This window comes from Bradyrhizobium sp. SZCCHNRI1029 (assembly GCF_032487555.1).
In the GTDB taxonomy this organism is placed as follows: domain Bacteria; phylum Pseudomonadota; class Alphaproteobacteria; order Rhizobiales; family Xanthobacteraceae; genus Bradyrhizobium.
In genome coordinates, this window is sequence record NZ_JAUEUK010000008.1 from 130,114 (window position 1) to 153,723 (window position 23,610).

Annotated in this window: 19 protein-coding genes; 5 read left to right on the plus strand and 14 right to left on the minus strand. The window is 65.5% G+C overall.

The features are described 5' to 3' along the window. Positions 1-3: 3 nt before the first annotated feature. From QW861_RS22745 to QW861_RS22760, 4 genes are read left to right on the plus strand one after another with little or no spacing between them, the layout of a single operon-like run. Positions 4-1,116 (plus strand): microcin C ABC transporter permease YejB, encoded by a 1,113-nt coding sequence (locus QW861_RS22745; RefSeq protein ID WP_315713801.1) that lies wholly within the window; start codon positions 4-6, stop codon positions 1,114-1,116. Then, positions 1,116-2,294 carry an ABC transporter permease gene (locus tag QW861_RS22750; protein ID WP_316172669.1) on the plus strand — a complete coding sequence of 393 codons (1,179 nt, stop codon included), beginning with the start codon at positions 1,116-1,118 and terminating at the stop codon, positions 2,292-2,294. The genes QW861_RS22745 and QW861_RS22750 overlap by 1 nt, the downstream gene beginning before the upstream one ends. A gap of 5 nt (positions 2,295-2,299) precedes the next feature. Then, positions 2,300-3,937 (plus strand): ABC transporter ATP-binding protein, encoded by a 1,638-nt coding sequence (locus QW861_RS22755; protein WP_316169637.1) that lies wholly within the window; start codon positions 2,300-2,302, stop codon positions 3,935-3,937. Between the two features lie 39 nt (positions 3,938-3,976). Further along, positions 3,977-4,258, plus strand: a complete 282-nt coding sequence (locus QW861_RS22760; protein WP_316172758.1) for a hypothetical protein — start codon at positions 3,977-3,979, stop codon at positions 4,256-4,258. Positions 4,259-4,739: 481 nt separating this feature from the next. On the opposite strand, the gene QW861_RS22765 is transcribed toward QW861_RS22760, so the two are convergent. The 5 genes from QW861_RS22765 to QW861_RS22785 form a co-directional block, all read right to left on the minus strand. After that, a complete protein-coding gene (locus QW861_RS22765) occupies positions 4,740-5,546 on the minus strand; it encodes a DsbA family protein (protein WP_316172668.1) in 807 nt (268 codons plus the stop codon). An 87-nt stretch (positions 5,547-5,633) separates the two neighbouring features. Next, positions 5,634-8,123 carry a hypothetical protein gene (locus QW861_RS22770; RefSeq protein WP_316172667.1) on the minus strand — a complete coding sequence of 830 codons (2,490 nt, stop codon included), beginning with the start codon at positions 8,121-8,123 and terminating at the stop codon, positions 5,634-5,636. Between the two features lie 38 nt (positions 8,124-8,161). Further along, a complete protein-coding gene (locus QW861_RS22775) occupies positions 8,162-9,346 on the minus strand; it encodes a hypothetical protein (RefSeq protein WP_316172666.1) in 1,185 nt (394 codons plus the stop codon). Between the two features lie 1,159 nt (positions 9,347-10,505). After that, the gene (locus tag QW861_RS22780; protein ID WP_316172665.1) at positions 10,506-11,345 is read right to left on the minus strand and encodes an NlpC/P60 family protein; all 840 of its coding nucleotides are present in this window, start codon (positions 11,343-11,345) and stop codon (positions 10,506-10,508) included. Next, entirely contained in the window at positions 11,338-12,717 is a 1,380-nt protein-coding gene (locus QW861_RS22785) for a leucyl aminopeptidase family protein (RefSeq protein WP_316172664.1), read from the minus strand. Before QW861_RS22785 ends, QW861_RS22780 begins: the two co-directional genes overlap by 8 nt. Before the next feature lie 193 nt (positions 12,718-12,910). Between QW861_RS22785 and QW861_RS22790 the strand changes: the two genes are divergently transcribed. Continuing rightward, complete coding sequence (locus QW861_RS22790) at positions 12,911-13,720, plus strand: tetratricopeptide repeat protein (RefSeq protein ID WP_316172663.1); 810 nt, start codon at positions 12,911-12,913, stop codon at positions 13,718-13,720. A gap of 25 nt (positions 13,721-13,745) precedes the next feature. On the opposite strand, the gene QW861_RS22795 is transcribed toward QW861_RS22790, so the two are convergent. From QW861_RS22795 to QW861_RS22835, 9 genes are all read right to left on the minus strand, one after another. Then, a complete protein-coding gene (locus QW861_RS22795) occupies positions 13,746-14,987 on the minus strand; it encodes a Zn-dependent hydrolase (RefSeq protein WP_315825980.1) in 1,242 nt (413 codons plus the stop codon). Positions 14,988-15,071: 84 nt separating this feature from the next. Then, a complete protein-coding gene (locus tag QW861_RS22800; protein WP_315753445.1) occupies positions 15,072-16,046 on the minus strand; it encodes a type II secretion system F family protein in 975 nt (324 codons plus the stop codon). 8 nt (positions 16,047-16,054) lie between these two features. Then, on the minus strand, positions 16,055-17,029 hold the full coding sequence (locus QW861_RS22805) for a type II secretion system F family protein (protein WP_315713811.1): 975 nt from the start codon (positions 17,027-17,029) through the stop codon (positions 16,055-16,057). A gap of 11 nt (positions 17,030-17,040) precedes the next feature. Further along, positions 17,041-18,504: a CpaF family protein gene (locus QW861_RS22810; RefSeq protein ID WP_315713812.1), complete on the minus strand. Its 1,464-nt coding sequence runs from the start codon at positions 18,502-18,504 to the stop codon at positions 17,041-17,043. 21 nt (positions 18,505-18,525) lie between these two features. Continuing rightward, on the minus strand, positions 18,526-19,794 hold the full coding sequence (locus QW861_RS22815; RefSeq protein WP_315713813.1) for a CpaE family protein: 1,269 nt from the start codon (positions 19,792-19,794) through the stop codon (positions 18,526-18,528). Beyond that, positions 19,791-20,531, minus strand: coding sequence for a CpaD family pilus assembly protein (locus QW861_RS22820; protein WP_315713814.1), 741 nt, complete (start codon positions 20,529-20,531; stop codon positions 19,791-19,793). The genes QW861_RS22815 and QW861_RS22820 overlap by 4 nt, the downstream gene beginning before the upstream one ends. Before the next feature lie 22 nt (positions 20,532-20,553). After that, on the minus strand, positions 20,554-22,035 hold the full coding sequence (locus QW861_RS22825; RefSeq protein ID WP_315714366.1) for a type II and III secretion system protein family protein: 1,482 nt from the start codon (positions 22,033-22,035) through the stop codon (positions 20,554-20,556). 17 nt (positions 22,036-22,052) lie between these two features. Beyond that, positions 22,053-22,853 carry a Flp pilus assembly protein CpaB gene (cpaB, locus tag QW861_RS22830; RefSeq protein ID WP_315713815.1) on the minus strand — a complete coding sequence of 267 codons (801 nt, stop codon included), beginning with the start codon at positions 22,851-22,853 and terminating at the stop codon, positions 22,053-22,055. Between the two features lie 126 nt (positions 22,854-22,979). Further along, positions 22,980-23,504, minus strand: a complete 525-nt coding sequence (locus QW861_RS22835) for a prepilin peptidase (RefSeq protein ID WP_315734617.1) — start codon at positions 23,502-23,504, stop codon at positions 22,980-22,982. Positions 23,505-23,610 lie beyond the last annotated feature (106 nt).

Consider the following 23,610-nt stretch of genomic DNA (forward strand, 5'->3'; position numbering starts at 1 on the left):
TTCATGGCTGCCTATATTGCCCGTCGCATCTTGCTGATGCTCCCGACCCTGCTCGGGATCCTCTTCATCTCCTTCGTCGTGGTGCAGTTCGCGCCGGGCGGTCCGGTGGAGCGCGTCATCGCGCAATTGACCGGCGCCGACACCGGCGGGACCTCGCGGATTTCAGGCGGCAGCGGTTCGGATTTCGGCGCGCGGCCGCCGGGACAGGTGGGATCCGGCAGCGAGCTGAACTCGAAATACCGCGGCGCGCAGGGGCTCGATCCCGCCTTCATCAAGCAGCTCGAAAAGCAGTTCGGCTTCGACAAGCCGGCGCCGGAGCGGTTCGCGCTGATGGTCTGGAACTTCGCGCGCTTCGATTTCGGCAAGAGCTATTTCCGCGACACGTCAGTGCTGCAGCTCATCAAGGAGAAGCTGCCGGTGTCGATGTCGCTCGGCATCTGGATGACCTTGCTGACCTATTTGATCTCGATTCCGCTGGGGATCCGCAAGGCGGTGCAGGATGGCTCGCGCTTCGACGTCTGGACTTCGGCCGTGATCATCGTCGGCTACGCCATTCCGGGCTTCCTGTTCGCGATCCTGCTGATCATCCTGCTCGCTGGCGGCTCGTTCCTCAACATCTTCCCGCTGCGCGGGCTGACCTCGGATGGCTGGTCGGACTTCCCGTGGTACTGGAAGATCATCGACTATTTCTGGCATCTCACTTTGCCGCTGGTGTCGATGGCGCTCGGCGCCTTCGCGACCATGACCTTGCTGACCAAGAACTCGTTTCTCGACGAGATCCGCAAGCAATATGTCATGACTGCGCGCGCCAAGGGCTGCAGCGAGAACCAGGTGCTGTACGGCCACGTCTTCCGTAACGCCATGCTGATCGTGATCGCCGGCTTTCCGGGCACCTTCATCCACGCGTTCTTTTCCGGCTCGCTGCTGATCGAGACCATCTTCTCGCTGGATGGGCTCGGCCTGCTCTCGTTCGAGAGCATTCTGAATCGTGATTATCCCGTTGTGTTCGGCAATCTCTTCATCTTTTCGCTGCTCGGCCTCGCCATCAACCTGGTCTCGGATCTGACCTACATGTGGATCGATCCGCGGATCGACTTCGAGGCGCGGGAGGTCTGATGACGATCACAGCCCCCCCTCCGGTCGAGACCACGACGCAGGCCCCGCTCGGCGAGGCCGTGCCGCCGACGCGGCATCGTTTCCGGCCGTCGCCGCTCAATCAGCGCCGCTGGCAGAACTTCAAGGCCAACCGCCGCGGCTACTGGTCGCTGTGGCTGTTCCTGTTCCTGTTCGTCGTGTCGCTGTTCGCCGAGCTGATCGCCAACGACCGGCCGTTCCTGATCAAGTTCGACGGCCACCTTTACTTCCCTGCGTTCGTCTCCTATCCGGAAACGGCATTCGGCGGCGACTTCGAGACCGCGGCCGACTACCGCGATCCCTATTTGCAGAAGCTGATCGCCGACAAGGGCGGTACGGTGATCTGGCCTTTGATCCGCTATTCCTACGCCACGCATAATCTCGACCTGCCGACGCCCGCGCCGTCGCCGCCGACCTGGATGCTGAAGGAATCGCAGTGCAAGGCGGTGGTCGAGAGAAAGGGGCTGAAGAGCTGCCGGGATCTCGAATACAACTGGCTCGGCACCGATGATCAGGGTCGCGACGTCGTCGCGCGGCTGATCTACGGTTTCCGCATCTCCGTCCTGTTCGGCCTGTCCCTGACGTTCTTCTCCTCGATCATCGGCATCGCCGCCGGCGGCGTGCAGGGCTATTTCGGCGGCTGGGTCGATCTCCTGTTCCAGCGCTTCATCGAGATCTGGAACGCGATTCCCTATCTCTATCTGCTCCTGATCCTGTCGGCGGTGCTGGTGCCCGGCTTCTTCACGCTGCTCGGGATCATGCTGCTGTTCTCCTGGGTGTCGCTGGTCGGCCTGGTCCGCGCCGAATTCCTGCGCGGCCGCAATTTCGAATACATCCAGGCCGCGCGCGCGCTCGGCGTCTCCAATGCCGTCATCATGTGGCGGCATCTCCTGCCGAACGCGATGGTCGCGACCATGACCTTCCTGCCCTTCATCGTGTCGAGCTCGGTGATGACGTTGACCGCGCTCGACTTCCTCGGCTTCGGCCTGCCGCCCGGCTCGCCGTCGCTGGGCGAGATGCTGTCGCAGGCCAAAGCCAATGTGCAGGCGCCGTGGCTCGGCCTGACCGGCTTCTTCTCGGTCGCGATCATGCTGTCGCTGCTCATCTTCATCGGCGAGGCCGTGCGCGACGCGTTCGATCCGCGCAAGACGTTCAGGTGACCGACATGGATGCGATCAGCCAGCCGCTGCTCTCGGTCAGCGATCTCTCGGTGACCTTCCACCAGCAGGGCCGCGTGTCGACCGCCGTCGACCACGTCTCGTTCGACATCAGGCGCGGCGAGTGCGTTGCCCTCGTCGGCGAATCCGGCTCGGGCAAATCGGTCAGCGCGCTGTCGGTGCTGAAGCTGCTGCCCTATCCGGTCGCCTCGCACCCGTCGGGCAGCATCCGCTTCAACGGCCGCGATCTGCTGCCGCTGTCGGAGGGCGAGATGCGCGGCATCCGCGGCAGCGACATCTCCATCATCTTCCAGGAGCCGATGACCTCGCTCAATCCGCTGCACACGATCGAGCGGCAGATCGGCGAGATCCTGCATCTGCATCGACCGATCTCGAACGGCGCGGCGCGGGCGCGCGTGCTCGAGCTGCTCACGCAGGTCGGCATCCCCGAGCCGGAAACGCGGCTCGGCAGCTATCCGCATCAGCTCTCCGGCGGCCAGCGCCAACGCGTGATGATCGCGATGGCGCTCGCCAACGAGCCGGATCTGCTGATCGCCGACGAGCCGACCACCGCGCTCGACGTCACCGTGCAGGCACAGATCCTGGCGCTGCTCGCCGACATCCGCGCGCGGCTCGGCATGAGCCTGCTCTTCATCACCCACGATCTCGGCATCGTCCGGCGCATCGCCGATCGCGTCTGCGTCATGAACGGTGGCAAGATCGTCGAGCAGGGGCCGGTGGAGCAGGTGTTCACCGCGCCCTCCCATCCCTACACCAAGGCGCTGCTCGCGGCCGAGCCGAAGCCGGACCCGGCGCCGCCGCGGCCCGATCAGCCGGTCGTGATGCAGGCCAGGGACCTCAAGGTCTGGTTTCCGATCAAGCGCGGCCTGTTCCGCTCCACGGTCGGCCACATCAAGGCCGTGGACGGCGTCAGCATCGCCGTGCGCAAGGGCGAGACGCTCGGCGTCGTCGGCGAGTCCGGCTCCGGCAAGACCACGTTGGGCCTGGCGCTGCTGCGGCTGATCTCCTCCGACGGTCCGATCGTGTTCCTGGGCAAGGAGATCCAGGGCCTGTCCTTCAAGGATGTCCGGCCGTTCCGCCGCGACATGCAGATCGTGTTTCAGGATCCGTTCGGCTCGCTCAGCCCGCGCATGTCGGTCGGCGACATCATCGCCGAGGGCATCAGCGTGCATCAGCCCAGGCTCAGCGAAGAGGAGCGGGAGGCCAAGGTCATCAAGGCGCTGAACGAGGTCGGGCTCGATCCGGCGACGCGCTTCCGCTATCCGCACGAATTCTCCGGCGGCCAGCGCCAGCGCATCTCGGTCGCGCGCGCCGTCGTGCTCGAGCCGAGCTTCGTCGTGCTGGACGAGCCGACCTCGGCGCTCGACATGCTGTTTCAGGCGCAGATGGTCGCGCTGCTGCGCGACCTGCAGCGCAAGCTCGATCTCACCTACATGTTCATCTCGCATGATCTGCGCGTGGTCGCCTCACTCGCCAGCCACCTGATCGTGATGCGCCACGGCAAGGTGGTGGAGGAGGGGCCGGCGGTGGAGCTGTTCAAGGCGCCGAAGACCGACTACACTCGCGCGCTGTTTGCGGCGGCGTTCCGGAACGAGACGGCGGGGAACGGCGCGGCGGCTTCGTAGAGGATCAGCGGACCTCCGCAGCCGAGCAATCGCGAGACAATGCCATCCAAGCTGGATCTCATCAGAGCTCTTCTGCTGTCCGAGTGGGACCCGATCGGCCTTTCGGGCTGCGAGGGCGCCGAAGACGAATATGACCGCTACGCTCTGCAGGTCTTCAGCATGCTTGACGATGGTGCCGATGCCGAGTCGATCGCGAACTATCTCACCGAAGTCGTCACCGACAGAATGTCACTTCCGGGTCGTCCTGAAGCGGATCGCCTGATCGCGGCCAGGGCAGTCATGATCCATCAAAGCCAAGCCGCCGGCGACGACGGCGGATAGGTGTGATGATTTGCCCGACGGGTCGTGTCTGCGAAAGCCCGTCCAGCCCCTCCTGAAAAAATATTTCTGTTTCTTATTTTCGGAAGTCGTGCGTGCTCCGCCCCGTCCTGCCCACGAGAGGGACGTACGCGTCGTCAGCGATTGCCCGAGCGGGGTGCCGTAGCGCTCCGGTTGCTGGAGCGCGAGGCAGACCGACTTCACGCGAGGCGCAACGCGGCGCCATCGTCGCGAAGCTCGCTGCATCATTTCGAGCTCAATCAGCCAGATCGCCTGCGGCGCTCAAATCCCCATAGAGCCCGCCGCACCAGTCCTGCCCACCATGCGTGGTGTCCTCCCTTGGAGGCTTTCGGACGCCGGCCGCCCGAATGTGCCGCGCCGTCAATCATGCTGCCGGCATCCGAAGCCCTTCACAGCAGCGGACTCGCGCGCTGCACAAATCGAGACCTCGGGCGTCGATGCATATCTTCGCGATCGGAGCGTACTACTGGCGAGCCTGCTGAATTCTGGCCTTCAGCGTGGCAAGTCCGACCGCGCCGACGATGACATTGCCGCCGATGACATAGCTCGGCGTCCCGTTCAATCCCAATTTCTGCGCAAGATTGCCGCTCTCATCGAGGCTTTGGCGCACCTCCAGGCTGTCCATGTCCTTTTCAAGCTGAGCAACGTCGAGACCGATCGTCTGCGCGATGGCCAACGCGCGCGCCTTGTCGGCGGGTCCGCTGCTTTGGAGCAGCCGCTGATGAAAGTCGAGGTATTTCGCGCCCGTCGGGTCTTGCATGCGTACCGCTACCGCGACGCGCGCCGCCTCCAGCGAGCCGGGGCCGAGGATCGGAAATTCCTTGAGCACGATCTTGAGCTTGGGGTCGCTCTTCAACAATTCGAGTATCTCGCCGAGCGCGCGCTTGCAGTAGCCGCAGCTGTAATCGAAGAACTCGACCAGGGTGACATCACCCAGCGGGTTGCCGAGCGTGACCTGGTGCGCGGACGCGAACAAGGCCGGCGCATTTTGCTTGACCAGTGCGGTCTTGTCGGAGCCGGGCGCTGCCGCCGGCATCGCGGCTTGCCGCTTCTTGATCAGGTCGGAGATGGCCTGTTGCACGGCTTCGGGGTGCTTGGCGAGGTAGTCCTTCACGACCTGCTCGATTTCTTCGGGATGGGTCGCTATGTAGTCCTTGACGATCGCCTCGATGTCGCTGCGCGAACTCTCCGCTCGGCCGGGCTGCACGCAAAGCAAAGACAGCGTGAAGACGGCAGCCGCCGTGGCAACGCTACGGATCAAATTGGTCATCGGTCATCCTCCATATGGCTGCCGACTTCCGCAGTTGGCGTGCAGCAATGATTTGCGAATTCGTGTCCTCGTGCATCGCTGCTTCCTTCATCGTCGCGGCATCATCATGCCGGGCGGGGGGACCGGTCTGACCCCCCGCATGCGCGGCGCAAATCGGCCGGTCGGCCGGCAGCGCGCGCCAAGCGGCCCCGGAATCCAACCGGGGGGGCAGACGATCGGGCGACCGACATCCGGCGCCTGCCGGTCCCGCGTCACCCCCGGCTTGCGGGCCACGCACACGCCGTCGGCATTGCGCCGCTCACCAGGTTGGCACGTCGTCGGCAGCTTCGGAATCACGGGGACGACCGTGGTGGACTTCTTCTCGATCGTCTTGGAGCACTGGCTTCGATCCTTTGGGTCGACCGGGGCCGCGCAGCACTCGCCGCTCGTCGTCAGATTCGCGGACGCGCAGCATTTGCTATTCGCAGTCGGCACGAAGCCCGAGGCGCAACACTGTGAAAGTCTCGGCAGCCAGTGCAGCGGTATGCATAGCGTGCCGTCGGGGCTCGCAATCTGGCCGGCCGGGCAGCACTGTCCCTTCGATGTCGCCTGGCTCTTGAGACAGCACTTGCCGGCGATCTTCATATAGCCGGGCGCACAGCAGCCGGGGCATTTCCAGTCCGGAATTTTCGGCTTCAACGGATCGCACACGCCGTTCACCACGGTCGTCCCGCAGCAAAGTTGTTGGCCAATCGGGCCGGAATAGATCTGGCTGTTCTCGCAGCATTCATTGTTCGGGCCGATCGCCGTCTGGTTGACGCCGCACATCGGCTTGGCGATATCAGTCGACGGATTGTTGTTCGAACAGATGCCCCCCGGCTGCAGGTCTTTGGGCGAGCAGCATTGGCCATTGACCAGAACATTGGGCGGGGCGCAGCTCGACGCGCAGCTCTTGGTCTTGATGATCCAGATCTGATTGGGCGGACAAACCGATCCGTCCGAACCGCAGACATGGGTCTTGCAGGTCTGCAGACCCGGCGGCCTCGGCATGCCGGCGGGAGGCGGCGCGCCGGCTGGACGAGGCGCCAGCCGTATCCGTGCGGCTTCCCTTGTACACGCGCGCAAGATGGCGATATCTCCCATGTGCCCGCGAGCTGATAGATCGGGCGGCGCGTCGGCATAGTCGATGAAGTAACTGAGCAGCGGTGGCTCATCGCCGCGGCGGATGCGCCAGATCGGATTCCCCTGCAGTCCGTCGATCGCAAGCGCGTCGTTCTGGCCGAGTTGAGCCACGAGCTTGGGATCGGTGGCGTTGCGCAATTGTTCGCCGGTGGTCCAGACGAAGCCGCCGCAGGAGGCCGGATTCATGGTCCCGCCCATGTCGTAGCTGTAGCCGATCGCGACGCCGCCATTGCCATTGCGGAAACGTTCGGGGAATCCCACCGCATATTCGTCCGGCAAGGGCTGCCAGATCGGCTGCTTGATCTCAGTGACACCGATCAGCGTATAGCGCAGCACGCGGCCGATCGACGGCGCGGACAAGGCCTCGAAATCCTGCGCCCCGGTCGGCGCCGGCCGCTCGGCCAAAAACATCCGTCCCTCATCGTCGAAAGTGATCCTGGAGATCTCGGTGGGACCGGCGGCGGACGGTACGACGACTTCGATTCTGGCGTCCGCACCGAACGAGCCGTTCGCGTTGAGCCCGACCGACCACACCCGCAAGCCCTCGGCGACCGCGTAGTAGAGCCGGCCGTCGCGAATGGCGAGGCCGAACACTCGCCGATCCGGTGCCGCGTAGCCCCAGGTCTCGGGCTGCGCGCTGTCGAATTGAGGACTCGTAATATCGACGCCTGGCCCGGCTGGCGCCGGCGCCGTTGGAAGTTCCGCGGCTGCGCTGCCGGCGACGCCGTGATCATAGACACCGAGGTCGACGCCGTTCGGGCCGAAGCGATGGATCAGCCCGGTCTCACGGTCGGCGACGAACAGAGACTTGGTCGCCGGATCATAGGCCAATCCCCCGAGCGCCGCGCCCGAATTGGCCTTGTCGCCCGTGGTGACATTCGCGAACAGCGTCACCGCGCCGGTGGCGCCATTGATCTTCCAGATCGATCCCGGACCGCCGCCCGGACCCCATTGTGCCGGCATGAAGGTCGCGCCGCTAGTCCCGAGCCTGACATGTTGCGGTCGACCTTCAGGTCCCGGCGCGACGATCGAGAGACCATAGGCGGATGTCGCCGCGACGTAAATGTTGGCGGGGGAACTGTCGTCCAGAGCGACGCCAAACACCTGCCCGATCGACTTCGCGCTGACGGTGAACGGTTTCGGCGCACCGACCAATTGCGCCTGGGGCGGACCGCCCATGCGTCTTAGATCGACGATGCGCAGCGACGGCCCTCCAGGATTGATGATGGTCCGAACGTCGGGATCCTGACCGGGCTCGATCTCGAACGGGCGAATAGCCCCGGAGAATCCGGTGACTGCAGCATCGCCGGGGGTGTAAACGCCGGGCGGCGTTTGCGCCGACGCGGGCCCCCCGAGTGCGAGAGGCAGGATCAGCAGCCAGGCGAGGTGCCGCATCGCACGGACGGCGGCTGTCATGGACGTCTGTCGGCCAAGCTCCATCATGTCGGTCCGCCTCATTTCGGCTGCTTGGGCCGCGGCTCGCAGGAGCCGGTCTTGACGTTGGGCACGGTGTCCGGCGGGCAACATTCTCCACAATTGGTCATCTGCGCGGGATTGCAGCAGCTCCCGTCAAAGGCCATTCCCTGGCTCTTGTCGGAGCAGGGCGTGACACAGGGGCTGTTCTTGTCGCCGCCGAGTCTTGTCTGTCCGGCCGGGCAGGCCGCGGGCGGACACATGCCGTAGGGCGCAAAGCCGAAGACCGCCACCTGGTTGGTGTCGTCGCACAGGCACTCGGAGAGCCCGTCCGACTTCAACGCGCCGGGATGGGTGTCCTTCGGGCAATCGCACGAGAACACGTACTTGCTATCGCCGGATCCGGGGTTGGGGACCTGTTGCCAGTGCGGCACCATCGGTTTCGGACAGGTGCAGTAACTGCTCCCTGTGTGGCAGGCATAGGCGCCGGGATCCGTGACCACCAGCGTCCCGTCGCCGGTTTCCACCATGCCCACGCCATATCGATCGTATTGATCCTGATAGACGCCTTTGCTGGAAGGGCTGAAGATCGAGCCGGGACCGCCGATGCCTTGACATTCCGGGTACCTCCACCACTCCATGTAAGGTACTTTTTCGCACGTCGCGTTGATCGCTGCGCATGTGGCTTGAACAGGCGGAAGGACCTCGCAATCCCCGCAGGACTGCATGCCAAGCTTTTCCTGCCCCCAGCACAGCGCCTCCTGAAGACATGAGCCGATTTCGGAACCCAATCCAACGGTGCTCTGCTCGCTCTTGCAGGCGCATTTCACGACGTCTGCGGCCGCGCCAATGGCTGCGAGCTCCTTGGAAAGATCGCCGAGAACATTTTCCGCGATCGCGTTGCCAAAGATCGTGTTCAGCTTGCTGACGACTTGGTCGGCGTTGCCCTGCGCCTCTGCGCAGAATTGATTGACCAGGGCTTGCCCTTTCCCCGTGTCCGACCCTGACAAGGCGACGCCGCTGAGTGCTGCGGTCAGTGCAATCGCTGCGTAGCGGCTTGCGTCATTCTCATAGACCGACTTGCACTCATATGCGGCGGACAGCGTCCCGATAAAGGCATCCGCGATGTCTTCTGGACTGCAGCCCGCCCGCGCCGGCGATGCCAGCAGAATCATCGCGGCGACGATGGCCGCTCCTTGAACCCGCCAGCGTCCTGCGCACACCATGGTCCGCCCCTCTGTCGCATCAACGTGGGCGTTCTTCTCAATTCCAGCCTTGCGCTAGATCAACAGAGGCGACGGCAGCCGCGCCATCGACCGACTGCGCCAACCGGCGCCATCAGGATCGACACCTCATCACCGCACGACCGCCGTTCTGCAAAGCTGCTCGTCGTGCCCGCCGCTCATCGACCGGCCACGGTGGAAAGCGCCTCCGCACCAGTCCTGCCCACCATGCGCGGCTTCCTCCCTTGGAAGCTTTCGGACGCCGGCCGCCCGAACATGCCGCGCCGTCAATCGTGCGGCCGGCATCCGAAACCCTTCACAGAAGCGGCAATCGTCTGCCGGGCCACGAATCTGTCGCTATACTCTCGAGATCGGGCGAATTACCAAAAGCGCCGACAGTCAGAATCTCAGCTCTCTTGGGCTGCGGCGAGAACCCACGCGATTGCGGGTGATTTGGCCGACGGGCGCGGTCCGCGAACGCCTGTCCAGTCCTCTCGCGAAAAATATTCATCTTTCTTTTTTTCGGAAATCGTGCATACTCCGCCCCGTCCTGCCCCACGAGAGGGACGTACGCGTCGTCACGGACGTCGGGTGCGGGATGCGATGGCCGCGATGATGTTGCAGTGTGCATGTGCGCACCGACGAACGGCGTCATGCGGACGGCGAAGTCGTGTGGTCCTGGCGCCCCGATGCTGGCGTCAAGGTCGCGGGAGCCGATGAGGCCTGCGGCCGACAGGGGCAAGAAAGCCGGTCCCTGGGGAGATCACGAAGTAAGTCGCAAAACATCGCGCAGGGAAGGCCGGATGTTCGGCCCGTACCTGTGGTGACTACCGCGTGCTTGTTGCACGCAACCACGGGTGCGGTCGGCACCCGGCCTTCCCTGCGCCCTCTCATGTTGCCGAGGGCGGATGATTGCAGCAGGACTCGGACCGATGCGGCCGCGAGAATGCGGATGCTTGCCCTGCTGTTTGGCGCGGCCTGTTGCTGTTTGATAGGTATATCGGACTCTTGCGCCGCTCTCTCCGCGTCATTGCGAGCGCAGCGAAGCAATCCAGAGTCGTGGGCGGGACTCTGGATTGCTTCGCTTACGCTCGCAATGACGGAGGAGGGAGCCTGCGTCTCAAAACCTCATCGGGAGGACGCGCCAGCGCGATGAGGCGAGTCAATCCAGCCGCTTGATCGCGAGCACATCGCTCCCGCTCGCCTTGATACGGGCAATCGCTTCGCCGATCGGCTCGATCTGCGTGGCCATATGAAACGCGTTGGCGTGGACGATCGTGTCAGCATCGCGCACGATGGCGACGTGGCCCTTCCAGAACATCAGATCGCCGCGGCGAAGCGGCTCTCCCCCGTCGAGCAAGCGCCCCAGCGCGGCGAGCTGCATGTCGCTGTCGCGCGGGCACGGCACACCCGCAGCATTCAACGACACCTGCACCAGGCCGGAGCAGTCGATGCCGAGGCTGCTCTTGCCGCCCCACAGATAGGGCGTACCGACGAAGCGCTCGGCGACCGCGACATAATCGGGCTCGATGGCACCGAGCAGCGCCACGTGCGGCTTCGGCACGAACCAGCCCTCGGCCGTCACGGCGAAGCTCGCGTCCTCGCGGACCACCGCGACAGCGGACCCCATCGGCAGCGTCGCGACCGGCGGCAGCTTGATCGACGGACCCGGGAACGCGAAGCTGCGCAGTGCGCTGATCTTGTGCGTTGGCGCCGCAGCCGGCGTTGCCAGCGCCGCCTCCGGCAGCCAGCCGACATACTGATCGGCTGCAAGCTGGCCCCAGGCCCAGCCCTCGCCATTGCGATCGTAGACTATGACGCGCTCGCCCTTCAGCGCCTGCGTCGCCAGCTCGGCGCCCGAATATGGCTGCTGGCGCAGCGGCGCGATCGGATCGATGACGACCAGCGCCTCGCCCTCGACGAAGCGCGCGGCCGTCACCTGTCCCTGGAGATGCTTCGCCGCGATGTCGCCGCGCGCGGGCGTGAGGCGCGGATCAGCCATAGCGCTCGCTCAGGAGCTTGTAGAGCGCGCGTGCGGCCTGGCACTCGCCGCCTTCGGGCCGGCCCGGCTTGGCCGACGGCGTCCAGGCGAAGATGTCGAGATGCAGCCAGCTCTTCGCGTGCTCGACGAAGCGCTGCAGGAACAGCGCGCAGGTGATTGAGCCGGCGAAGCCGCCCGAGGGCGCGTTGTTGATGGTCGCGACCTTGGAGTCGAGCCACGAGTCGTAAGGCGCCCATAGCGGCATCCGCCACAGCGGATCGTTCTCGGCGGCCGCGCAGCGCGCGACGTCCGCGGCGAGCGCCTCGTCCTGGGTGTAGAACGGCGGCAAATCGGGACCGAGTGCGACGCGCGCGGCGCCGGTCAGCGTGCCCATGTCGATCAGCAGGTCGGGCTTCTCCTCGTCGGCCAGCGCCAGCGCATCGGCCAGGACCAGCCGGCCCTCGGCATCGGTGTTGCCGATCTCGACGGTGAGGCCCTTGCGCGAGGGAAACACGTCGAGCGGACGGAAGGCGTTGCCGGCGACCGCGTTCTCGACCGCTGGAATCAGCACGCGCAGATGCAGCTTGAGCTTGGCGTCCATCACCATCTGCGCCAGCGCCAGCACGTTGGCGGCGCCGCCCATGTCCTTCTTCATCAAGAGCATGCTGCTCGACGGCTTCAGGTCGAGCCCGCCGGTGTCGAAGCAGACGCCCTTGCCGACCAGGGTCACCTTGGGATGCGATGGATCGCCCCAGACGAGCTCGATCAGCCGCGGCGCGCGGGTCGAGGCGCGACCGACGGCATGGATCAGCGGATGGTTCTGGCGCAGCAGATCGTCGCCGACGATGCTGGTGAAGCGCGCGCCGAAGCGGTCGGCGACCTGCTTCGCCGCGGCCTCGAGCTCCTCGGGTCCCATGTCGTTGGACGGCGTGTTGACGAGGTCGCGCGCCAATGTCGCCGCGTCGGCAAGGCGGTTCAGCTCGGCGGCGTCGACGCCATCCGGCGGAACGAGGCGGACCTCCGGCGTCTCGGTCTTGCGGTAGCGGCCGAAACGGTAGCTGCCGAGCGCAAAGGCGAGCGCGGCGAGCCGTGCATCATGCGGCGCATTGGCGAAGCGGTAGGTGCCGGCGGGCAGCAGGCCGGGCAGGGCGCCCGGCCGGAACAGGTCACGGTGCTTGGCGTCGTCGTCGAGGCCGAACAGCACCTGCGCGATGTGGCCGTCGGCGGCGGGCAACGCCAGATAGCTGCCTGGCTTTGCGGTGTAGACGTTGGCCTCGGCGAAGTTGCGTGCTTCAGCCGACAGGCTCTCCTTGATCCCCGGCCAGCTCGCCTTCGTTACGAAGGTGATCGGGATGGCGGACGTTGTGGAGGCGGTCTCGAACATCGACGGCATGCCTAATGGTTCCCTAACTGGCGCGCGGCAGCCAGACTTCGCAGAGTTTGAAGGCCGCTGCAATCACGCCGGCCGCCTGGCCCGCAAACCGACGCGGATGTGACGACTGCGCCTGGATCGCGCCATTAACCGGCTGTTAGCGTTAACAGTTTATTGCTGGCGCGTTCAATTCGCTCGTTCGAGTCCACGTGACATGCGTCAATCGTCTTCCATTCCCCGGCTGCTTGCGTCCGTTGCCCTCACCGCGCTCGTCGCTGCGGGCCTCGGCGGCTGCCAGACCATGTCCGACGTCACGGGCTCGCTGCGCAGCCGGGCCGAGCCGCCGCCGCCCGCGACCCCGCAGCGCGCGGTCGAGGTGTATGGCGAGCGCTACCGGGCCAACCCCAAGGATGCGGCCATCGCGGTCGCCTACGGCCAGGCGCTGCGCAACAACGGCCAGCGCGAGCAGGCGGTTGCGGTGCTGGAGCAGGCGACGCTCGCCAACGCCGGCAACAAGACCGTGCTCGCCGCCTATGGCCGAGCGCTGGCCGACAACGGCAATTTCAAGCTCGCATTCGACGTGCTGTCGCGCGCGCACTCGCCGGACAATCCCGATTGGAAGCTGCTGTCGGTGCAGGGCACGGTGCTTGACCAGATGGGCCGCCACGAGGAGGCGCGGCGCTATTACGATAGCGCGCTGAAGATCGTGCCCGGCGAGCCCTCGGTGCTGTCCAATCTCGGCCTGTCCTACATGCTGACGCGGGAGCTGCCGAAGGCCGAGGAGGTGCTGCGGCAGGCCTACGGCTCGCAGGGGGCGGACGCGCGGGTGCGCCAGAACCTCGCGCTCGTCGTCGGCCTGCAGGGACGCTTTGCGGAGGCCGAGCAGATCGCACGGGCCGATCTGCCGCCGGACGAGGCCGCCGCCAACGTCGCCTATCTCAAGCAGATGATTCAAGGGCAGAGCCAGGGCAAGGGCAAGGCGCGCAATGCCGCGCCGATGGCCGCGCTCAACCAGCCGGACTGACGACGTGCCTCGCTGATGACGTGGCCTATCGTGTCGCTCCTGTCAGCAGGCGGCGGCAGGTGTCGACGAACACGGCGGCGCCGGTGACGATGTCGGCATCGGAGGTGTTCTCGGTCCAGTGATGGCTGATGCCGCCGATCGACGGCACGAACAGCATGCCCGCCGGCATGATGGTGGCCAGCACCTGCGCGTCGTGTCCGGCGCCGCTCGGCATCCGCAGCGACTTGCCGGCGGCGAGATCGCGGCTGGCGGCCTCGATCGCATCCTGGGACGTGCCGTCCATCATGGCCGGCGCGCCGGTCCGGATGCGCTCGACCACGACCTGGCATGGACCTGCCGCTGACGCCTGCGCAGCCATCTCACGCAGCAGCTCTTCGAGCCGGTCGACGACGGCGGCATTGTCGTCGCGGATCTGGAACAGCATCTCGGCCTGGCCGGGGATGATGCTCGGTGCGCCCGGATCGAGCGTGATGCGTCCCGTGGTCCACACCGTGCGCGGGCCGCAGGCGGCCGGAAAGCGCGTATCGATCGCCACACAGAACTTGGCGAGCGCGAGCCCGGCATCCTTGCGCACCGCCATCCGCGTCGTGCCGGCATGGTTCTGCTCGCCGGTGAAGGTGATGCGGTATTGCCAGATGCCGACGATCGAGGTGACGACACCGATCTTGAGCCCGCTCGCCTCGAGCGTGTCGCCCTGCTCGATATGAGCTTCGAGATAGCCGATATGCCGGCCGCGCTCGGCCTGCAGGCGCGGCCGTCCGGCGAGGCCCATCTCGGCAAGCGCCTCCCGCATCGTACGCGGGCTGCTGCGGTCGCGGGCAGCATCGATTTCGGCCTCGCTGACGTCGCCGACATAGGACCGGCTGCCGAGCATGCTGCCGAAATGGCCCTCCTCGTCGCACCAGGAGGCGACCTCCACCGCACCGACAATGGACGGATCGGGATTGAGCACGCGCGCCGCCTCCAGCGCGTAGACGACACCGAGCGGGCCATCGAGCCAGCCGGCCTGGTTCTGGCTCTCCAGATGCGATCCGGCCAGCAGCTTGGGGCCTGGCTTGGCGCTGGTGCCTAGCACGTTGCCGATGCCGTCGATATCAGGCGTCAGCTGCGCGTCGGGCAGGCGCTCGGCGAGCCAAGCGAGCGATTGACGATGGGCGTCGGAGAAGGTCGGCCGGTGCACGCCGGTCTTGTAGGTGCCGAAGGCGCGCAGTGCGTTCAGATCGGCGAGGACGCGGGCGCCATCGGCGCGGCGGAGCTTGTCGGACATCAGGCGGAGACCTCGATCATGCGCCGCCTAGCTTCCAGCGTAGAGCCGCGACCGCAAGCGAAATTTTTCGCGAGCGGTCTACCTCTACTGCATGGCCGCGACCTTGATGCCGGTCGGTCCCAGAATGACCACGAACAGCACCGGCAGGAAGAACAGGATCATCGGCACCGTCAGCTTCGGCGGCAGCGCGGCCGCCTTCTTCTCGGCCTCGTTCATGCGCATGTCGCGATTTTCCTGCGCCATCACGCGCAGCGATTGCCCGAGCGGGGTGCCGTAGCGCTCCGATTGCTGGAGCGCGAGGCAGACCGACTTCACGCCTTCGAGGCCGGTGCGCCGGGCGAGGTTCTCGTAGGCCACCTTGCGGTCCTGCAGGTAGGAGAGCTCCGCGGTGGTCAGCGTGAACTCCTCCGACAGCGCGATCGACTGGCTCGAGATCTCGATCGCCACGCGGCGGAAGGCGGCCTCGATCGACATGCCGGATTCGATGCAGATCAGCAGCAGGTCGAGCGCGTCGGGAAACGCGCGCTTGATCGACAGCTGCCGCTTGGAAATCGCGTTGCTCAGGAACAGCATCGGAGCCTGCAGGCCGAGATAGGCCATGCCGACGCAGATGCCGATCTTGACCGGCATCGATTTCTGCAGATGCGCGATCACGAAGACGTACAGCACGGAACCGACGAACAGAACCAGCGGCGTCACCAGGCGCGCGAACAGGAAGGTGATGTAGGGCGCCTGGCCGCGGTAGCCCGCCATGATGAGCTTCTCGCGGGCCGCCTCCTGAGCGAGCCATTTGGTGAGGTTGAAATCCTCCACCACACGAGAGATGAGCTGCTTCGGCGTCTGCCGCAACGAGACCTTCTCGCCGGCGTTCAACCGCTCGCGCTCGCGCTGCTTGATCCGCTCGCGTTCGCTGGCGACCGCCTTCATGCGCTTGTTCAGGTTCTCGCCTGCAAACAGCGGCATGATCAGCGTATAGACGGTGGCCGTCGCCGCGATGGCGGCGAAGAACATCGTCATGAAGTGCGGGTCGTGCAGCTTGGAGACCAGAATGTCGACCATGGTCCACCTCAGAAATCGAAATTGATCATCTTCTTCATGACCAGGATGCCCATCGACATCCAGATCACGCAGCCGACCAGCATCAACTGGCCGGTCGGATGGGTCCAGAGCAACGAGATGTAGTCGGGCGTGCTCAGATAGACCAGCAGCATCACGATCGGCGGCAGCGATCCGATGATGCCCGCGGACGCCTTGGCCTCCATCGACATCGCCTGGATCTTCTCGCTCATCTTCTTGCGGTCGCGCAGCACCTTCGAGAGGTTGCCGAGCGCTTCGGAGAGATTGCCGCCCGACTTCTGCTGGATCGCGATGACGATGCCGAAGAAGTTGGCTTCGGGAAGCGGCATCCGTTCATAGAGCCGCGCACAAGCCTCGCCGAGCGGCATGCCGATCGCCTGGGTCTCGATGATCCCGAGGAACTCGCTGCGCAAAGGCTCCGGCGCGTCGGCGGCGACGACCTTGATGGATTCGAACAGCGGCAGGCCCGCCTTGATGCCGCGCACGATCACGTCGACGGCGTCCGGCAATGCCGCCAGGAATTTTTTCTCGCGACGCTTCTTGAGGTAGCCGAGGATCCAACGCGGCAGACCGAGACCGGCGGCGAAGCCGAGCCCGAGCGCGCCGAGCGGGCCGCCACCGGCGAAGAAGGCAACGGCGCAGACGACGAAGCCGAGGACACCGGAAACGATCCAGAATTTCTGCACGGTCCAGTCGAGTCCAGCCTGCGAAATCCGCATGTTCAGCGGGACTTTGCTCTGCTTCTGGGCCTTCGCCTCGAGATCCTTCAGCGAGGACTCGACCTGCTCGCGGCGCGAGCGTTGGCTGCGCTCGGCCTGTCGGACCACCGGCTCGGACTTGGCGACGGTGCTGCGCCGCTGCTCGGCCTTCCGCTCACCCGACAGCAGGGGATAAAGAAACACCCAGGCGATGCCGCCGATCGCGGTGGCGGCGAGGAAGGCAAGGGCGAGAGCCTGGAGCTTCATGGGGTCTCTCCTCAGTCCTTGCTCGCAACTTCGGCGGCATCGAGTGCAGCCGCAAGCCGCTTCTCTTCGCCGTAGTAGCGCGCACGTTCCCAGAACCGCGGCCGGCCGATTCCGGTCGAGCGGTGGCGCCCGATGATCTTGCCGTTCGCGTCCTCGCCGATCATGTCGTAGAGGAAGATGTCCTGGGTGATGATGGTGTCGCCTTCCATGCCCATCACCTCGGTGATGTGCGTGATGCGGCGGGAGCCGTCGCGCAGGCGTGCCGCCTGGACGATGACGTCGATCGAGGCGCAGATCATCTCACGGATGGTCCGCGACGGCAGCGAGAAGCCGCCCATCGTGATCATGGATTCGCAGCGGGACAACGCCTCGCGCGGGTTGTTGGCGTGCAGCGTGCCCATCGATCCGTCGTGACCGGTGTTCATGGCCTGCAGCAGGTCGAAGGCCTCGGGTCCGCGGACCTCGCCGACGATGATGCGCTCGGGCCGCATACGCAGGCAGTTTCTCACCAGCTCGCGCATCGTCACCTGGCCTTCGCCCTCGATGTTGGGCGGCCGGGTTTCGAGGCGCACCACATGTGGCTGCTGCAGCTGGAGCTCGGCGGCGTCCTCGCAGGTGATGACGCGCTCGTCGTGATCGATATAATTGGTCAGACAGTTCAGCAGCGTGGTCTTGCCCGAACCGGTACCGCCGGAGATCAGCACGTTGCAGCGGACGCGGCCGATGATCTGCAGGATCTCCGCGCCCTCCGGCGAGATCGCGCCGAACTTGACGAGCTGATCGAGCGTCAGCTTGTCCTTCTTGAACTTACGAATGGTGAGCGCGGGGCCGTCGATCGCCAGCGGCGGAACGATGGCGTTGACGCGCGAGCCGTCAGCGAGACGCGCGTCGCAGATCGGTGACGATTCGTCGACGCGGCGGCCGACCTGGCTGACGATGCGCTGGCAGATGTTCAGGAGCTGTTGGTTGTCGCGGAACCGGATGCCCGTGCGCTGGATCTTGCCGTTGACTTCGATAAAGACCGTACCGGCGCCGTTGACCATGATGTCAGCGATGTCGTCACGCGACAGCAGCGGCTCCAGCGGGCCATAGCCGAGCACGTCGTTGCAGATATCGTCGAGCAGCTCTTCCTGCTCGGCGATCGACATCACGATATTCTTGATCGCGATGATCTCGTTGACGATGTCGCGGATTTCCTCGCGCGCGGATTCGCCGTCGAGCTTGGCCAGCTGAGCGAGATCGATCGCCTCGATCAGCGCCCCGAAGATCGTCGCCTTGACCTGATAGTAACTGTCCGAACGCCGGGCCTCGACAACCGGTGGTGGCGGCGGCGGAGCCTGCCGGGTCGGAGCTAGAGGTGGCGACGGCACGGCCGGAGACGCCGCGCGTGGTGCAGCCGGCGCCGGCTCGGGCGCCGGCGCGGCCGGCCTGAGGGCCCTGGTATCGTTGTCCAATCCGCTACGCTTACCAAACACGACTTAGAACTCCACGCGTGCTTACTTCGCCCTCAGCTTGTCCAGCAGAGGCGACAGGAAGGAGCCTTTCGGCTTCTTTGTCTCGCTGCGGCCGGTGAGCCGCTGCGCGATCTGGAGAAACATCTCCGTCGTCCGATGGCTGGGAGACATCTCCGCAATCATCTGGCCGTTGTTGGCGGCCGCGCCGAAGATCTGCGGCTCGAACGGGATCGTTGCGATCGGCGGGCTTTCGATCGCCTTGGCGAACTCGCTCGCATTGATCTCGGGCCGCTTGGGAACGCCGACCTGGTTCAGGCAGTAGAGCGGCATGCGATCGTTCGGCCGGGCGGCCTTGAGGAGATCGAACATGTTCTTGGTGTTGCGCAGCGAGGCGAGATCCGGCGCCGCGACGATCAGGATGTCGTCCGCGGAGATCAGCGCCCGCTTGGTCCAGCCTGCCCATTGATGCGGAACATCGAGCACGATGCATGGCATCGAGGCCCGCAGCGTGTCGAAGACCGCATCGAATGCCTCGGCGCCGAAATCGTAGACCCGGTCGAGCGTCGCAGGCGCGGCCAGCAGGCTCAGATGATCGGTGCATTTCGACAACAGCCGGTCCATGAAGGCGATGTCGATCCGGTCCGGTGAGAAGACGGCGTCCGCGATGCCCTGCGCGGGATCCTGGTTGTAGTCGAGGCCGGCGGTGCCGAACGCCAAATCGAGATCTGCCACCACGGAGTCCATCGACAGGTCGCGCGCGATCGCCCAGGCAATGTTATGGGCCAGGGTCGAGGCTCCGACGCCGCCCTTGGCGCCGACGACGGCAACGATGCGCCCGACGGCCTTGGCTTCCGGCGCGGAGAATAGGTTGCAGATCGAGCGGACGACGTCGATCGGCGTCACTGGCGACAGCACATAGTCGCTGACGCCGCGCCGAACGAGCTCGCGATACAGCGTGACGTCGTTGACGCGGCCGATCACGACGACGCGCGTGCCCGGGTCGCAAACCGTCGCGAGCTGATCCAGGCCGGCCAGGATGTCGGTGCGTGCATCCGTCTCCAGAATGATGACGTTCGGGGTCGGGGCAGACCGGTAGGCCTCGATCGCCGCCGCCATGCCACCCATCTGAACCTTCAGATGGGCCTTGCCGAGGCGCCGGTCCTCACCGGCGGCCTGGACCGTCGCGGCGGTTTCCACCGTCTCACAGAACGCCTGCACGGACACGCGCGGCGCGGGCGCGATGTGATCGTCGGCCGGCGGCGGCACGACGTCAGGCTGCTCCTCTTGGGTCTGTCGGGCGTAGCTGATCATTTGCCTGTGTCGCTGAGTTTGGCCTTGTCGGCCTCTGGATACGTGATCGCGGTTGATTGTCCCTTGCGATATTTGTCGAACAATGCCGTGCGCCGGGTGGTATAGGACGGCGTTTCGGATCGCGGCTGCACGAGATCCGACGGGTTGGCGACCATTGCCGCCATGTTGCGCTGGTAGGCGCAGCCGTAGTTCCAGTCAGGCTTGTTGTCGAACCAGTTCTTGTTCTTGATCGACGGCCCGAGGTCATCCGGCCAGATCCCGCAGGGCCCCACCGTGGCCGACATTTTTGGGTAGCTCAGCCGGATCGCGGCCATCTGGCGCGGGTCCTTCGGCTGATAGTTGCGTACGGTGATGCCGTGCGGCGGGACGCCGGCGGCGGCCAGCAGGGAGTGGATCTCCCGCATCGAGTCGGCGGCCGCCCGTGCGTTGGGGGTGCCGCTCGGCACGTCGGCGCTGATCGCGCCCGTGCCTTGGCGAATCCAGCTCTGGGCCAGTCCCATCACGTCGGCGCGCTGCTCGGCCGTCAGGCCGCCACGACCCTGGCCGACGAAGACCACCAGGGAGTCCGGGGCCTCCTGGATCGCGATCGGGTGGCGCAGCCGGTAGTCGTCGGGGATGCTCGCCGTGGTGGCGGCGTCTCTGGTGTAGTTGCAGGCGCCGAGCAGGGCTGCGGCTCCGGCGAGCGCTGCGGCAAGGGGCAGGCGTCGGTATCGGGCGGGGCTGGATGTGGTGGTCATCGTTGCAGGTCCTTGTCCCGGCTCAGTCCGTGATGAAGCCATAGGTGCCGCGATAGTTGCGTCCGGGTTCGACCCGGCCGGGTACGCCGTAGATGCGGTTGATGCTACCCAGGAGATCGGCCTGGGGGTCGGACGCGGCCGCAAAGCCGTCGTCAGGGCGGGAGAGATCCTTCTGTGCCACGGCGCGGACGACGAACGGCGTCACCAGAACCATCAATTCGGTCTGGTTGTTGACGTAGTCGCGGCTGCGGAACAGCGCGCCGAGGACCGGCAGCTGCATCAGGCCCGGCATGCCGCTGATCGCCTGCTTGGTCTGCTGCTGGATCAGGCCGGCCATCGCCATGGCGCCGCCGGACGGAATTTCGAGCGTGGTCTCGGCGCGCCGGGTCTTGATCGATGGAACCGTCAACGAGTTGACCGTCGTCGAGCTGACGGCTTGCGACAGCGTGATCGAGTTCTCGTTTGAGAGCTCCGAAACCTCGGTCATCACCCGCATCGAGATCCGGCCCTCGCTGAGCACGACGGGCGTGAAGTTGAGCGAGATGCCGAACTTCTTGAAGCTGATCTGCGTCGTACAGACATGGGTCGTCGGATCACAGGAGTAACCGGCGGGAACCGGAAACTCGCCGCCGGCGATGAAGGTCGCGGACTCGCCCGAGATGGCGGTCAGATTGGGTTCGGCGAGCGTACGGATCACGCCCGCGTTCTCCATCGCGCGCAGCGTCGCCTGCACCGTCGGGGTCGCCCCGCCCAACGCTGCGGTCACGGCGTTGTTGGAGACGAGATTGCTACCGTAGGCGGTGAACGGATTGGAGTTCGCGAATTTGACGACAGCAGTTCCGTAGTTGAGCTGGCCGGAGAGATCGATGCCAAGCTGCTTGACGACCGAGCGCTGCACCTCGGCGACGGTCACCTTCAGCATCACCTGGTCCCGGCCGCGCACGGTGATCGAGTTGACGACCTTGTCGGCGCCGCCGGCGAGCCGGGCGGCCAGTTCGCCGGCCTGCTGGGCTTCGATCTGGCTCGACGCCGAGCCGGTCAGCACGATGCTGTCGGCGAGGCCCTCGATCTGGATATCGGCATTCGGCAGCAACTGCTTCAGCGCCGCCCGGGCGCCGTTCAGGTCGCGCTTGACCGCGATGTCGTAGGCCGCGATCTGCTGGCCCTGCGCGTCGAAGAAGACGATATTCGTCTGACCGATCGCCGCACCAATGATGTAGGCGCGCTGAGAGGAGCGCACGACGGCATTCGCGATCTTCGGATCGGCGACAAGAACGTCCTTGATGTCGCGCGGCAGATCGATGACGACGGACTTGCCGATGCCGAGCGCAAGGAAACGTGCATTGATCTGGCCGTCCGCGGCGGCGGCTGCAGTCGCCGGGCGATAGTCTGCCGCGATCACCGGCGCGATCGCCGGATTGAGGGTCAGCGCAGCGGCGGCCGAAAACGACAGCGCGCGGACCAGCAGGGTCCGCATCTTCCGCTGATTTTCGCTGCAGGTCATCTGGGTGGTCCTCTTGCTCACTTCTGCGTCGTCATCGTGCTGGGAATGCCGAAGCGGACGACGGCAACGCTGTCGCTGCGCTTGCGGCTGGTCTCGTCCGTGCGGCGCTCGGCCACGTTGACGTCGGCGATGCTGCGGAGCGCCAGGGACAGCGTTCCGGTTTGACGGGCACGCGCGAGCGTCTCGGCCTGTTCCGGCTTCAGCTCCAGCGTGACGGTCTTGCCGACCACCGTGGTCTGGCCGTCCTTTTCCTTGGGGGCCTGATCGATCGCCAGCACACGGATGTTCGACAGGATGATATCGGAGCTGACGACGTCGCCCGCGTTGGGCTGATCCGGATTGCGTTCGCGCTTGGACAGGATCACGTCGACGCGGTCGTTCGGCAGGATGAAGCCGCCGGCGCCGGTCTCCGGAGAAATCTCGGTGGAAACGGCGCGCATGCCGGCCGGCAGGATCGCGGCCATGAAGCCCGAGCCGTCGGCCTTGACGAGCTTTTGTTCGCGGATGGGCTCGCCGGCAATGAACGGCGCCCGCGCGATCGTGCCGGTTATCTGCGTCTGTCCTTCAGGCCGCTCGTTGCGGCGGATGAAGCTGGCACTGGCCGTGGCCGCCGGCCAGCTCTGCCACTGCAGATCTTCGGGCTTGAGGGATTGGCCGAGGGCGATGTCGCCCTTGGCGACGAGAACGTCGACGGTCGGCATCTGCGGCGCGGGCGCGGCGACTTGAGCCGGCCGGTCGTCGGACCCGCTCGCGAGATATGCGGCCACGCCGCCAGCGCCTACAGCGATGGTCAGAACCACAATGCGTGCGGTATTCATACGCTTCACTTTCCACATGACGCCGCGACGTTTCCGCCGCCGTGATGGGAGTTGAGCAGTTATTCGTCAAAGCATGGTTAATGAGGCGTATCTAAATCGCCTTAACACCGCGTTGACACGGTGTGTTCAGAGCAATGCAAGGCGCGCAGCGTCGATCGCCTTCACCCAATCGGTCTCCGGATAGACCATCAGAGCGCCCAGGGCGAGCGCGATGCCATAGGGCACGCCGCTCTCCTTGGCGTGCAGGCGTGCAAGCCAGGGTTGCCCCGCCAGCATGTAGGGCAACGGCCATTGCCGGAACTGCATGAGGGCGAGGGTGAGCACGCCGCCGAAGATCGAGGCGTACAACAGGTAGTTCATCAGGTGGGCGAAGCCGAACCACAGGGCGGCGGCGGATGCGACCTTGGCGTCACCGCCGCCGATCCAGCCGAATGCAAAGCAGGTGAAAGCAATCACCAGCAGGGTCGCGCCCGCGCCCAGATGCATCAGCATGTCAGCCATGCTCATCCCGCTCAGCGGCGCCAGAACCAGGAAGCCGGCGACGAGCGCCAGGGAGACCCGGTTCGAAATGGTCATCGTGAACAGGTCGCTCGCCGCGGCAAAGGCCATCAGGGCCGGAAACAGCAGAAGGCGCGCGAGATCGAGGGTCATGGGCTCTCAATGGCATCGACGCGGGCATGGGTGCGCCGCTGCGCCAGAGCCTAGCTGCAAGAAATAAACGATCGGGAAACAGCCGGAATGGCCGGCTGGTTGTCGT

Bases quoted from the DNA above. Each gene is read 5' to 3' on its own strand.
- QW861_RS22795 (WP_315825980.1), bottom strand. From the start codon at position 14,987: ATGTCCGACAAGCTCCGCCGCGCCGATGGCGCCCGCGTCCTCGCCGAT.
- QW861_RS22755 (WP_316169637.1), top strand. From the start codon at position 2,300: ATGGATGCGATCAGCCAGCCGCTGCTCTCGGTCAGCGATCTCTCGGTG.
- QW861_RS22770 (WP_316172667.1), bottom strand. From the start codon at position 8,123: ATGACAGCCGCCGTCCGTGCGATGCGGCACCTCGCCTGGCTGCTGATC.
- QW861_RS22760 (WP_316172758.1), top strand. From the start codon at position 3,977: ATGCCATCCAAGCTGGATCTCATCAGAGCTCTTCTGCTGTCCGAGTGG.
- QW861_RS22785 (WP_316172664.1), bottom strand. From the start codon at position 12,717: ATGCCGTCGATGTTCGAGACCGCCTCCACAACGTCCGCCATCCCGATC.
- QW861_RS22835 (WP_315734617.1), bottom strand. From the start codon at position 23,504: ATGACCCTCGATCTCGCGCGCCTTCTGCTGTTTCCGGCCCTGATGGCC.
- cpaB (WP_315713815.1), bottom strand. From the start codon at position 22,853: ATGAATACCGCACGCATTGTGGTTCTGACCATCGCTGTAGGCGCTGGC.
- QW861_RS22805 (WP_315713811.1), bottom strand. From the start codon at position 17,029: ATGAAGCTCCAGGCTCTCGCCCTTGCCTTCCTCGCCGCCACCGCGATC.
- QW861_RS22780 (WP_316172665.1), bottom strand. From the start codon at position 11,345: ATGGCTGATCCGCGCCTCACGCCCGCGCGCGGCGACATCGCGGCGAAG.
- QW861_RS22775 (WP_316172666.1), bottom strand. From the start codon at position 9,346: ATGGTGTGCGCAGGACGCTGGCGGGTTCAAGGAGCGGCCATCGTCGCC.
- QW861_RS22825 (WP_315714366.1), bottom strand. From the start codon at position 22,035: ATGACCTGCAGCGAAAATCAGCGGAAGATGCGGACCCTGCTGGTCCGC.
- QW861_RS22745 (WP_315713801.1), top strand. From the start codon at position 4: ATGGCTGCCTATATTGCCCGTCGCATCTTGCTGATGCTCCCGACCCTG.
- QW861_RS22815 (WP_315713813.1), bottom strand. From the start codon at position 19,794: ATGATCAGCTACGCCCGACAGACCCAAGAGGAGCAGCCTGACGTCGTG.
- QW861_RS22820 (WP_315713814.1), bottom strand. From the start codon at position 20,531: ATGACCACCACATCCAGCCCCGCCCGATACCGACGCCTGCCCCTTGCC.
- QW861_RS22750 (WP_316172669.1), top strand. From the start codon at position 1,116: ATGACGATCACAGCCCCCCCTCCGGTCGAGACCACGACGCAGGCCCCG.
- QW861_RS22765 (WP_316172668.1), bottom strand. From the start codon at position 5,546: ATGACCAATTTGATCCGTAGCGTTGCCACGGCGGCTGCCGTCTTCACG.
- QW861_RS22800 (WP_315753445.1), bottom strand. From the start codon at position 16,046: ATGGTCGACATTCTGGTCTCCAAGCTGCACGACCCGCACTTCATGACG.
- QW861_RS22790 (WP_316172663.1), top strand. From the start codon at position 12,911: ATGCGTCAATCGTCTTCCATTCCCCGGCTGCTTGCGTCCGTTGCCCTC.